The 12,217-nt window shown below is 37.0% G+C and carries 9 protein-coding genes and 2 riboswitches; of the genes, 5 read left to right on the forward strand and 4 right to left on the reverse strand.

The genetic code is table 11. From position 1 onward, the window contains the following. Window positions 1-9 precede the first annotated feature (9 nt). Complete coding sequence (gene glcK / locus AC0IXC_RS10365) at window positions 10-993, forward strand: glucokinase (protein ID WP_471652871.1); 984 nt, start codon at window positions 10-12, stop codon at window positions 991-993. An 80-nt stretch (window positions 994-1,073) separates the two neighbouring features. On the opposite strand, the gene AC0IXC_RS10370 is transcribed toward glcK, so the two are convergent. Next, entirely contained in the window at window positions 1,074-1,244 is a 171-nt protein-coding gene (locus AC0IXC_RS10370; RefSeq protein WP_002034036.1) for a DUF2759 domain-containing protein, read from the reverse strand. A 170-nt stretch (window positions 1,245-1,414) separates the two neighbouring features. On the opposite strand from AC0IXC_RS10370, the gene AC0IXC_RS10375 reads away from it, so the two are divergent. Together AC0IXC_RS10375 and AC0IXC_RS10380 are read left to right on the forward strand one after the other, a co-directional pair. Then, the gene (locus AC0IXC_RS10375; RefSeq protein ID WP_002034035.1) at window positions 1,415-2,044 is read left to right on the forward strand and encodes an MBL fold metallo-hydrolase; all 630 of its coding nucleotides are present in this window, start codon (window positions 1,415-1,417) and stop codon (window positions 2,042-2,044) included. A gap of 9 nt (window positions 2,045-2,053) precedes the next feature. Next, a complete protein-coding gene (locus tag AC0IXC_RS10380; RefSeq protein WP_012261713.1) occupies window positions 2,054-3,166 on the forward strand; it encodes a class I SAM-dependent methyltransferase in 1,113 nt (370 codons plus the stop codon). Window positions 3,167-3,316: 150 nt separating this feature from the next. On the opposite strand, the gene AC0IXC_RS10385 is transcribed toward AC0IXC_RS10380, so the two are convergent. From AC0IXC_RS10385 to AC0IXC_RS10395, 3 genes are all read right to left on the reverse strand, one after another. Further along, window positions 3,317-3,607 (reverse strand): ArsR/SmtB family transcription factor, encoded by a 291-nt coding sequence (locus tag AC0IXC_RS10385; RefSeq protein WP_000894375.1) that lies wholly within the window; start codon window positions 3,605-3,607, stop codon window positions 3,317-3,319. A gap of 510 nt (window positions 3,608-4,117) precedes the next feature. Next, complete coding sequence (gene metC, locus AC0IXC_RS10390) at window positions 4,118-5,281, reverse strand: cystathionine beta-lyase (protein WP_016100610.1); 1,164 nt, start codon at window positions 5,279-5,281, stop codon at window positions 4,118-4,120. Then, window positions 5,278-6,390 carry a methionine biosynthesis PLP-dependent protein gene (locus AC0IXC_RS10395; protein WP_002015129.1) on the reverse strand — a complete coding sequence of 371 codons (1,113 nt, stop codon included), beginning with the start codon at window positions 6,388-6,390 and terminating at the stop codon, window positions 5,278-5,280. The genes metC and AC0IXC_RS10395 overlap by 4 nt, the downstream gene beginning before the upstream one ends. Window positions 6,391-6,479: 89 nt before the next feature. Further along, window positions 6,480-6,593: riboswitch (SAM riboswitch) on the reverse strand. A 202-nt stretch (window positions 6,594-6,795) separates the two neighbouring features. Beyond that, a riboswitch (SAM riboswitch) is annotated at window positions 6,796-6,905 on the forward strand. 70 nt (window positions 6,906-6,975) lie between these two features. Here AC0IXC_RS10395 and AC0IXC_RS10400 point away from each other — a divergent pair. Next, window positions 6,976-8,808, forward strand: coding sequence for a bifunctional homocysteine S-methyltransferase/methylenetetrahydrofolate reductase (locus AC0IXC_RS10400; RefSeq protein ID WP_002034032.1), 1,833 nt, complete (start codon window positions 6,976-6,978; stop codon window positions 8,806-8,808). Then, window positions 8,808-12,206 (forward strand): methionine synthase, encoded by a 3,399-nt coding sequence (gene metH, locus AC0IXC_RS10405; RefSeq protein ID WP_471652872.1) that lies wholly within the window; start codon window positions 8,808-8,810, stop codon window positions 12,204-12,206. The genes AC0IXC_RS10400 and metH overlap by 1 nt, the downstream gene beginning before the upstream one ends. Window positions 12,207-12,217: the final 11 nt, after the last annotated feature.

Here is a 12,217-nt window from a genome sequence, read left to right on the forward strand (position 1 = left end):
GTAAGTAACATGGAAGAGAAATGGTTAGTTGGTGTTGACCTTGGTGGTACAACGATTAAATTAGCATTTATTAATGTGTACGGTGAAATTTTACATAAGTGGGAAATCCCTACGAATACAAATGAACAAGGAAAACATATTACACTTGATGTAGCGAAAGCTATTGATAAAAAGTTAGAAGAATTAGGTGAATTAAAAAGTAAGCTAATTGGTATTGGTATGGGAGCTCCTGGTCCTGTACATGTGGCATCTGGAATGATTTATGAAGCGGTTAATTTAGGATGGAAAAACTATCCGTTAAAAGATTTACTAGAAGTAGAAACGGGATTACCTGTTGTTATTGATAATGATGCAAACTTAGCGGCGCTTGGTGAAATGTGGAAAGGTGCTGGTGAAGGAGCAAAAGATTTAATTTGTATGACACTTGGCACTGGTGTTGGTGGTGGTGTTATCGCCAATGGTGAGATTGTACATGGTATAAGCGGTGCTGCTGGTGAGATTGGACATATTACAGTTGTTACAGAGAACGCTTTTCCATGTAATTGCGGGAAGTCGGGTTGTTTAGAAACGGTAGCCTCTGCAACAGGTATTGTACGTGTTGCTATGCAACAAATACAAGAGACAGATAAAGAAAGTATTTTACGTTCTATGTTAGCAGAAGAAGGGCTTATTACATCAAAAGATGTATTTGAAGCACTTGGACAAGGTGACGAACTAGCAGGTGAAGTAGTGGAAAAAGTAGCTTCTTATTTAGGATTAGCTGTAGCGAACCTTGCTAGTACGTTGAACCCAGAGAAAATCGTAATTGGTGGTGGCGTATCTAAAGCTGGAGACGCACTATTAGAGCCAATTCAACGTTATTTCGAGCAATATGCTTTCTCTCGTGCTGTAAAGAGCACAAAGTTAGCAATTGCAATACTTGGTAATGATGCAGGTGTAATTGGAGGAGCGTGGCTTGTAAAAAAGCACAAATACGAGGCGAAGATGATATAAGTTGTGAATAATGAAAAGAGGAAGGGGCCCCCTTCCTCTTTTTATGCAAGATCTTGTTGGAGAATAAAAATGTAAATGTATTAAGCTGGTGGGTACCCATTATATAGAACAGTCATGATTGTAAACCATCCGAAAACAAGTACGGTTGCAATAGCGAAGCCGCCCGCGAATAAGTTTTTTTCGCGAAGTGTTCTAAGCGTAGCAAATACAGCTAACAGAGTGACTAGCGTAAAAATAATAACAAGGCCCATACAATATCCTCCTCTGTCTACTCATTCCTTAGAATGAGTTTTTAGAATATTTACTCTTTTATATTGTACATGTTTTAAAAATGATTGTCGAGATAACACGCCTTCTTTTCCTAAGAGAAAGAAATGTTGTATCATTAAAAGTAAATTAAATAACTGGAGGAGATTTTCATATGAAATGGATACAAATGCCTTTAGGCCCATTACAAACAAATGCTTATATTTTAACGAATGATCAAAATGAGTGTATTATTTTTGATCCTGGTCATGAAGGAGAGAAACTTGTTACATATTTACAGGAAGCACAGTTAAAGCCACTTGCGGTTTTATTAACACATGCTCATTTCGATCATATTGGTGCTGTTGATGCCGTGAGAGACGCTTTTCATATTCCGGTATACGTACATAAAGAAGAAGCGAATTGGTTAGGCGATGCAACTGTGAATGGCTCGCAAATTTTTATGATGAACCGCAGTATTACAGCAAAACCAGCAGATCATATTATTGACGAAGAGGGTACATTAACAATCAGTTCTTTTAGTTTTGAAATTTTTGAGACACCAGGACATTCTCCAGGAAGTATCTCTTATTATAGTAAAGAAGCGAATGCTGTATTTTCTGGAGATGTATTGTTCCAAATGAGTATTGGAAGAACGGATTTACCTGGTGGAAGTTTTGCTGAATTAATTGGAAGTATTGAAGAGAAATTATTTGTATTACCAGATGAAACAGCAGTGCTATGTGGACACGGTCCAGAAACAAGTATTGGATTTGAAAAAGAAAATAATCCATTTTTACAATAAGGAGTCATTATGGGGATGGAGCTCAATTTAAGAGAATGGATGGGAAAAGAAAAGGATCATTCGATTTCATATAGTACGTATATGAACCTCGTATTATATGCAGAGGAACATGGGTATTATATGAGAGAACGTGAAAAAATTGGAAGACAGGGAGATTTTTTTACGAGTAGCAATGTATCTTCTGTATTTGCGAAGACTTTTGCTAAGTTTTTTATTCGGCTTGTTGAAAAGGGAGAAGTTTTTCCAAATATTTGTGAGATTGGTGGGGGAACAGGAAAGTTTGCCTATGATGTTTTACAAGAATGGAAACAATTATCTCCGGAAACCTTTATCAATTTAAACTATTCAATTATTGAAGTGAGCCCTTTTCATAGAAGGCTACAACAGGAGAGGCTTTGCTTATTTGATAATGTGTCGTATTATACATCTTATATTGAAATGGGAGAGTCTTTCGAAGGAATTATTTTTTCGAATGAATTATTTGATGCGTTTCCTGTTGAGATAGTTGAGAAAAGAAATGGAATTTTGTATGAAGTACGTATCACGTATACAGATGAGGGAAACCTTACAGAAGTATTTAGACCGATAGAGAAAAGAGTCGGTCGTTACTTATTGAAATATAACATTCATATTGCTGAGGGACAGCGCTTTGAAGTGCCTATTGCAATGGAAGAGTATATAGAAGAGATTGCGAAATGGTTTCAGAAAGGTATATGTATTACAGTTGATTATGGATATACAAAAGAAGAATGGATGCATCCTGCACATCGTGAAGGAAGTTTAAGAGGATATTATAAGCACAAGCTAATTCGTAATCCTCTTGCATATCCAGGAGAAATGGACCTTACTACACATGTTCATTGGGATGAGTTGAAGATGAATTTTGAGCTGCAAGGAATTAATACGATATGGCATAGGAAGCAATCAGAGTTTTTGTTAGCAGCAGGAATATTAGATCAGCTTGCTAGCCATCAAGATACCAACCCTTTTTCTGAAACTCAAAAACTAAATAGAGCTATTCGCTCTATGATTTTGAACGGAGGATTAGGTAATGCTTTCGATGTTGTTATACACACAAAAGATATGAAGAATTTACTTTTGAATCAATATTTAACGATATGAAAAAAACAAGACACAGTATTTTCTGTGTCTTGTTTTTTAATACGACTTTTAATTATGTAGCATTATATATTTTCTCTCATGATATATATTTATATTAAAGATATGAGATGAAAAATATAGAATACACTCTTTTTCTCTGTCTATAGGTCCCTAACCTAATAATACGCGAACGAGTTGAATAATTGTTTCGTTTTCTACTTTGTAGTAAATTTCCAATCCTTTTCTTTCACTAGAAACGATTTTAGCACTTTTTAACTTTGCTAAATGCTGTGAAATTGTAGATTGTGGCATGTTTAAGCCTGTGTACATTGTAGAAACGTTGCTTGGGCCACGTTCAATTAATCCCTTTACAATACATAAGCGAACAGGATGAGCAAGCACTTTCAATAATTCTGCATTGCTTTCATATAGTTCTATTTCTTTTTGAAAGGTTTCTAACATGTTCTTTTCCACCTCCGTGTGAGCTGTTATACCATACTATACATACCAAAAAATCAAAGAAAAGAAAACAGTTGTTGCAGAAAAAAAGTCCTAAAGTAAAGAAATTGTAAGAAAAGAGACCCTGATGTAAATAAAATAGATAAATTTGCACAGTTTTGTAAAATGACATTTTTGAGTGGAAATTTTGATGCGTTTCAAAAATTGAAAGATATAGATATATTCGTAACACAATTTTATCATGATTTTCTTATTCTTTCAAATGAATATACAAAATTTTTAAAATAATATGACAAAGGAATTATAATGTTATATATAGAATATATAACAGGTTAAAAGAAAAGAAGCTGATTATGATCAGCTTCATTATGATGATAATGAAATGTTTGGATGTAACTGATACATCTTAGAATAATCAAGTCATCAGTCATTTATTCTAGAGTTCATCTTTTTAAACAACTATTTTATTTCTTGAAGAGTTTTATTATTCGTACACAGCTTCGTTTCTTCCCTTTATGCATTTACAGGTTCTTCTACATAAGAAAGGGCATTTTCAAAATCGGATATTAAATCGTCAACATTTTCAAGGCCAACGGATAACCGAAGTAATGAATTAGAAATACCTCTTTCATCACGAGCTTCTTGCGACAATGCTGCATGTGACATTTTAGCTGGGTAGGAAAGAATCGATTCGACAGCACCTAAACTAACTGCGAAGACAGGTAATTTTACTTTTGATAAAAATTGGCGGAGTGCGTCTTCTGATTGTAAAGTGAAAGATAGGACAGCTCCGGCTGATGTAGCTTGAGATTGTTGAATGTCAAATCCAAGATGTGTTTGTAAGCCAGGATAATAGACATTTTGAACTTTAGTGTGCTCTTGTAAAAAATTTGCGATTTTGTTGGCACCTGCAGCTGAATGTTCGAGACGTACATGCAATGTTTTAATGCCGCGAAGCACGAGAGAACAATCTTGCGGTCCTAAAATAGCACCAAAAGCGTTTTGTAGAAAGCCGAGCTTTTGAGCGAGTTCTTCATCTTTTACGACAGCTAATCCGGCGGTGACATCGCTATGACCAGCAATAAACTTTGTAGCGCTATGAAGAACGACATCAGCGCCAAGATCAAGCGGTTTTTGAAATAGTGGTGTCAAAAATGTATTATCAACAAAAGTAAGAGCACCAATAGATTTTGCAAGATTAGAAACAGCACGAATATCTGTCACTTTTAAAAGTGGGTTAGAAGGTGTTTCTACATAAAAGAGCTTCGTATTTGGTTTAATGTTTTCTTTTACTTCTTCCACATTGGTCATATCAACAAATGTATGTGAAACACCATAACGGGAGAGAACTTCAGTAACAATTCGATAAGTACCTCCATATACATCTTCTGAAATAAGAACATGGTCACCTTGTGAAAGAAGGAGAAATGCAGTAGAAATGGCTGCAATGCCTGATGCAAAGGCAAATCCTTTTGTCCCGCCTTCTAATAAAGCAATGATATCTTCAAGAGCTTCACGTGTTGGATTTCCAGATCTACTATAGTCATACTTTCCGAAAGCATCTACATCAAACTGATGGAATGTTGATGTGTTATAGATGGGAACGTTAACAGCTCCTGTGTGTGAGTCATGCTTGTATTGATTATGCAGTAAAAGCGTATCTATGGAATAACTCATATTCTTACACCTTCTTTTACAAGTTTAATTGCTTGCTTTAAGTCTCGAATTAAGTCGTTGCTATTTTCGATGCCGACTGAAAAACGGAGAAGGCGATTACACACACCACGTGCTGTTCGAACATCTTCTGGAATATCGGCATGAGTTTGCGTTGCTGGATAAGTCATTAAACTTTCGACACCGCCAAGACTTTCAGCAAATGTAATTAAGGATAAAGATTGTAAGAAAGGATTAATCCAAGTTTCATCTTGAAGGCGAAATGAAATCATACCACCTCTTCCTGGATAAAATACATCTGTCACACCATCTTCATCATTTAAATAAGCAACAATTGCATGAGCGTTTTCTTCATGCTGTTTCATGCGAAGTGCTAAAGTCTTCATGCCTCGAATTAATAGCCATGAATCAAACGGGCTTAAGACAGCACCAGAGGCATTATGATAATGAGCAAGCTCCTCGCAAAGAGATTTCCCTTTCGCAACGACAAGTCCGCTTAGTACATCGTTATGACCGCCTAAATATTTAGTTGCGCTATGAAGGACGATGTTTGCACCTTCTGTTAATGGTTGCTGTATATAAGGCGTATAGAACGTGTTATCTACAATAAGAAGTAGTCCGTGCCTTTTCGCTACACTTGCTACACTTACGATATCAGTTACTTGCATTAATGGATTAGTCGGTGTTTCTATGAAAATAGCCTTCGTTTGAGATGTGATTGCTTGCTCAATTTGTTTAATAGATTGTGTATCTACGTATCTACATCGAATATTCCACTTGTCTTCATGTTCGGAAAATAGACGATATGTTCCCCCGTATAAGTCTTCAGATACGATAAGCTCATCTCCGGAACGGAATAGTGAAAGGACAAGGAGAACAGCCGCCATTCCTGAACTACAGGCATACCCTTGCTCACCGCTTTCTAAGTCTGCAATTGCCTGTTCTAAAAGGCCGCGAGTTGGATTTCCAGTTCTTGAATAGTCAAATCCAGTAGATTTACCAATTCCTTCGTGACGATAAGCAGTTGAGAAATAAACAGGTGGATTAACCGTTCCTGTTGTAGCTTCGCTACGGTTCCCGATTTGTGCTAGTTTTGTTTCGATTGTTGACATGTGAAAATTCCCCCTTTTTAAAGTGAACGACTAAGTGAAAATAAAAAAAGCCTTCTAAGAAGAAGGCTTTCGGATTGAATAGAGTCTTCTTCTCATCTGTCAAATCTTTCACAATTTGCTGGAATTAGCACCTTATTAACGAATGAATGTTAATGGTTGCTGAGGCGTCAAAGGGCCAGTCCCTCTACCTCTCTAGATAAGAATGTTCGTATGAAATTTTATTATGGTTTTAACTTTACAACAAAAGATAATTGAATTGCAACTTTATTTTAAATAATTTTTATTTTTCCGCAAGTGTCATTGACTTTTATTTTAGTGCGTGCTAAATTTATAAAAAATTAACAAACATTGTTAAAATGGGAACGTATTTCCTTTTAGCTACATAAATAAAATAATAAAGACAAACTCTTATTGAGAGCGGTGGAGGGAAAGGCCCTGTGAAACCCGGCAACCTTCAAACTAAATGTTTGAAACGGTGCTAAAACCTGCAAAACGTGTGTTTTGCATAATAAGAGGAGGAACAATTATGTCCCCCTCTTCAAAGTGAAGAGGGGGTTTTTATATTGATAGAAATGAGGGAGATTCGTGAAATTACTAGATTTATTATCAAAAGGAATTGTAATAGGTGATGGTGCGGTTGGAACGTTATTACATTCGCATGGTTTACAAAGTAGTTTTGAAGAATTGAATTTGTCTGACCCGGACTTAATTATATCGATCCATAAACAATATGTAGCTGCTGGAGCGGATGTTATTCAAACGAATACGTATGGTGCGAATGAAGCGAAACTCCGCATGTATGGTCTAGAAAATCAAGTTGTCCAAATTAATAAAGCGGCAGTGAATATTGCGAAAGCATCAGTAACAGATCGGAATGCAATTTTAGGGACAATTGGAGGTATGAAACATATTGGTGCTGTTACAACGACTGATATAGAGCGAGAATTTATGTTACTTGAGCAGGCAGGTGCTTTACTAGAAGAACAGGTTGATGGATTACTATTAGAAACTTTTTATGATGAATTTGAATTATTGCATGCGGTTAAAGTATTGCGTAAACAAACGAATATTCCGATTGTTGCTCAGTTAGCGTTACATGAGGCAGGTACGACTCAAAATGGGAATGATGTCAATGAAATATTAAAACAGCTTTTAGATTACGGTGCCAATGTTGTTGGATTGAACTGTCAACTAGGCCCGCTTCACATGACGGAAGCTTTCAAAATGATATCGATTCCTCAAAATGGCTATTTATCAGCATATCCGAATGCAGGTCTCCCGAATTATGTGGAAGGGCGTTACGTATATGAGGGAAGTCCAGCGTATTTTGAAGAAATGACACCGAAATTTATTGAACAAGGTATTCGTTTATTAGGTGGTTGTTGTGGTACTACCCCGGAACATATTGAAGGAATGAAACGTGCTATTGCAAATGTTGCACCTGTAATAGCAAAGGAGACGATTCAAAGGCCTAAAGTGGTCCATACACATGAGAAGCGTTCGAGAGCTCATGTTACTCTAGCAGAAAAGGCAAAGAAACAAACGACAGTTGTAGTGGAATTAGATCCACCGAAAACGTTAGACACGCAGCGTTTTTTTGAAGGGGCAAGAGCACTGAAAAGGGCTGGAGCGGATGCTATTACTCTAGCAGATAATTCATTAGCATCTCCTCGTGTTTCGAATATGGCTATGGGTGCATTATTAACGAAGCATGATATTCCAGTATTGACGCATTTAACGTGTAGAGACCATAACGTCATTGGACTACAGTCTCACTTACTTGGATTATCAGCATTAGGTATGGAGGAAGTGCTAGCTTTAACTGGTGATCCAGCGCGCGTTGGTGATTTCCCAGGTGCAACTTCTGTATATGATTTGTCATCGATAGAGCTCATTAAAATGATTAAAGAGATGAACGACGGACGCTCTATTTTAGGGAAATCAATTGGTCCGGCAACAAGATTTTCTGTTGGAGGTGCATTCAATCCTCATGTAAGGCATTTAAAAGCAGCGGTCAAGCGAATGGAACGAAAAATTGATGCTGGTGCTGAATATTTCTTAACGCAGCCGATATATGATGTTGCCTTAATAGAAGAAGTATATGAAGCGACAAAGCATTTGGAACAACCTATCTTTATTGGAATTATGCCGTTAGTAAGTAAGCGGAACGCAGATTTTCTTCATTTTGAAGTGCCGGGTATTACTCTCCCTGAAGAGATAAGACAAAGAATGGATGGACATGAAACGAAAGATGCAGCCATAGAGGAAGGGATTCGTATTTCACAAGAGTTGATCGATGCGGCGATGAAATACTTTAACGGTATTTATCTTATTACACCGTTTTTAAAATATGAAATTACAGAACATCTCGTGAAATATGTGAGAGAAAAGCAAGAAGTGAAAGAAGGTATTAATTGATGAAACGAATAGAAAAGAGATTACAACATGAAATTTTAATATTAGATGGTGCAATGGGAACGATGATCCAGCAAGAAGACTTAACAGCGGAAGATTTTGGAGGAGAAGAATACGAAGGTTGTAATGAATATTTAGTAAAAACAAGACCGGATGTTATTTTAAATATTCATAAAGTCTACATTGAAGCTGGAGCAGATATTATTGAAACGAATACGTTTGGTGCAACAAATATTGTATTAAGTGATTATGCATTGTCTCATTTAGATGAAGAGTTAAACGAAAGGGCAGCGCTTTTGGCGAAGCAAGCGGTTAAAGAAAGTGGGAAAGAAGTGTATGTTGCGGGAGCGATGGGACCAACGACGAAAGCGATTAGTGTTACAGGTGGTGTGACTTTTGAAGAGTTAATTGAAGCCTATACAAGGCAAGCGCGAGGACTATTAAGAGGAGAAGTTGATGTATTACTCGTTGAAACGAGTCAAGATATGCGTAATGTGAAAGCTGCGTACATTGGAATTCAATCGGCGTTTGAAGAACTAAACAAAATAGTACCTATTATGATTTCTGGAACAATTGAACCGATGGGAACGACTTTAGCGGGTCAAACGATCGAAGCCTTTTATTTATCGGTAGAGCATATGAAGCCATTATCGGTTGGATTAAACTGTGCTACTGGTCCAGAATTTATGAGGGAACATATACGTTCCCTATCTGATTTATCGGAGTGTTATATTTCGTGTTATCCAAACGCTGGTCTTCCTGATGAAGATGGGCATTATCACGAATCTCCAGCGTCACTTGCTGAAAAAGTAAAACGTTTTGCTGAAGAAGGATGGATTAATATTATTGGTGGTTGTTGTGGCACAACACCAGAACATATACGTGTAATGAAATCGGCGCTTGCCTCGATTAATCCTCGTGAGCATCATGAAAGGGTTGGACATGGAATTAGTGGACTAGAAGCGTTGCAATATGATGATTCTATGAGGCCTTTATTTGTTGGAGAAAGGACGAATGTAATTGGATCGCGTAAGTTTAAAAGATTAGTAGCAGAAGGGAAATTTGAAGAGGCTGCTGAAGTGGCAAGAGCGCAAGTGAAGAAAAATGCTCATATTATTGATATTTGTATGGCAGACCCTGATCGTGATGAAATAGAAGATATGGAAAGATTCTTGGCAGAAGTTACGAAAGTGTTAAAAGTACCGATTATGATTGATTCAACAGATGAAAATGTTATGGCGAAAGCTCTTACTTATATTCAAGGAAAAGGTGTTATCAATTCTATTAATTTAGAGGATGGAGAAGAACGTTTTGAAAAAGTGACACCCCTTCTTCGGAAATACGGTGCTGCGATAGTTGTAGGGACAATTGATGAAGATGGTATGGCAGTTAGTGCAGAAAGAAAGATAGAGATTGCTAAAAGAAGCTATGAATTACTAACGAAAAAGTATGGTATACGCCCATCTGATATTATTTTTGATGCGCTTGTGTTTCCTGTAGGAACAGGTGATGAAGAATATATAGGTTCAGCGGCAGCGACTATAGAAGGAATTCGTCTTATTAAAGAAGCGTTACCAGAATGTTTAACGATTCTAGGTGTGAGTAATATATCTTTTGGTTTACCACCAGCTGGACGTGAAGTATTAAACTCTGTCTTTCTATATCATGCAACGAAAGCAGGATTAGATTATGCGATTGTTAATACGGAAAAATTAGAACGCTATGCGTTAATTCCAGAGGAAGAAAAACGTCTTGCGGATGCATTATTATTTGAAACGACGAAAGAGACGTTAGAAAAATTTACAAACTTTTATCGTGTTGCCAAAAAGAAAGATGTCGTTATACAAGAAACGCTAACACTTGATGAACGACTGGCAAATTATATTGTAGAAGGTACGAAGCAAGGACTACAAGAAGATCTAAGTCTCGCGCTTACAGAAGGACGAAAACCTCTGGATATTATTAACGGGCCGCTTATGACAGGAATGGATGAGGTGGGGCGATTATTTAATGGTAATGAGCTTATCGTTGCTGAAGTATTGCAAAGTGCTGAAAGTATGAAAGCTGCCGTAAGTTACTTAGAGCCACATATGGAATCTAGTGAGAGTGCAAAAAAAGGGAAAGTATTATTAGCGACTGTTAAAGGAGACGTACATGATATTGGGAAAAACCTTGTTGAAATTATTTTATCAAATAACGGATATGAAATTATTAATTTAGGAATTAATGTTCGTTCGGATCGAATTGTTCAAGAAGTACAAGAAAAGAAACCTGATATTATTGGCCTTTCTGGTTTGTTAGTAAAATCAGCGCAACAAATGGTAACGACTGCTGAAGATTTAAAAGCAGCGAATATTGATATTCCAATTGTTGTAGGTGGTGCAGCACTAACGAGGAAATTTACAGATAATCGTATTTCTCCATCTTATAAAGGGCTCGTATGTTATGCAAGTGATGCAATGACAGGTCTTGATATTATTAACAAATTACAAAAAGAAGAAGAACGTGAAAAGATGAAGCGAGATAAAAAGGAACGCCATCTTCATATTGTGAAACAAGAGGAGAAAAAAATAGAAATTCCCGCAGTTATTGAGCCGTTGCCAAAAGCAACTGTTATAGTGCCAGATTCGACGAAACGAGTTGTATTACGGGATATTCCTGCCCTTCATCTTGCACCGTTTTTAAATAGACAAATGTTAATTGGACACCATCTTGGGTTAAAAGGAAACGTAAAAAAACTCTTGCAAGAAGGGGATAAAAGAGCACATGAGCTAAATGATTTAATTGATGAATTATTACAAGAAGGACAATCTTGGTTACGCCCAAAAGCGGTGTATCAATTTTTCCCGGCGCAAAGTGATGGACAAAATATAATTATATACGATCCGGAAGATCACACACGTATTATAGAGCGATTTGAATTTCCGAGACAAGGGAAAGCACCATACCGTACTTTAGGAGATTATATACGCCCGATTGGAGATGAGATGGATTATGTCGCTTTCTTATCTGTTACCGTTGGAGAAGGGGTTCGAGATATTGCAGAGGAGTGGAAGGCGAAGGGAGATTATTTACGCAGTCATGCGATTCAGTCGTTAGCACTTGAATTAGCAGAAGGACTTGCTGAAAAAACACATATGCTCATTCGTGATCGTTGGGGAATTCCAGATTCACCTGAACTGACGATGGAAGAGAGATTCCGTACAAAATATAGAGGAATACGCGTATCATTTGGTTATCCAGCATGCCCAGAACTTGCTGATCAAGAAAAATTATTTCGCTTAATTCATCCAGAAGAAATAGGTATTTCATTAACAGAAGGATTTATGATGGAGCCAGAAGCGTCTGTAACGGCTATGGTATTTTCTCACCCTGAGGCAAGGTATTTTAGTGTACTATAGTGTAGAAGGGG

This window comes from Bacillus sp. AC266, assembly GCF_979253805.1.

Coding starts and splice junctions, on each gene's coding strand:
- glcK (WP_471652871.1), top strand. CDS start 10: ATGGAAGAGAAATGGTTAGTTGGTGTTGACCTTGGTGGTACAACGATT.
- AC0IXC_RS10370 (WP_002034036.1), bottom strand. CDS start 1,244: ATGGGCCTTGTTATTATTTTTACGCTAGTCACTCTGTTAGCTGTATTT.
- AC0IXC_RS10375 (WP_002034035.1), top strand. CDS start 1,415: ATGAAATGGATACAAATGCCTTTAGGCCCATTACAAACAAATGCTTAT.
- AC0IXC_RS10380 (WP_012261713.1), top strand. CDS start 2,054: ATGGGGATGGAGCTCAATTTAAGAGAATGGATGGGAAAAGAAAAGGAT.
- AC0IXC_RS10385 (WP_000894375.1), bottom strand. CDS start 3,607: ATGTTAGAAACCTTTCAAAAAGAAATAGAACTATATGAAAGCAATGCA.
- metC (WP_016100610.1), bottom strand. CDS start 5,281: ATGAGTTATTCCATAGATACGCTTTTACTGCATAATCAATACAAGCAT.
- AC0IXC_RS10395 (WP_002015129.1), bottom strand. CDS start 6,390: ATGTCAACAATCGAAACAAAACTAGCACAAATCGGGAACCGTAGCGAA.
- metH (WP_471652872.1), top strand. CDS start 8,808: ATGAAACGAATAGAAAAGAGATTACAACATGAAATTTTAATATTAGAT.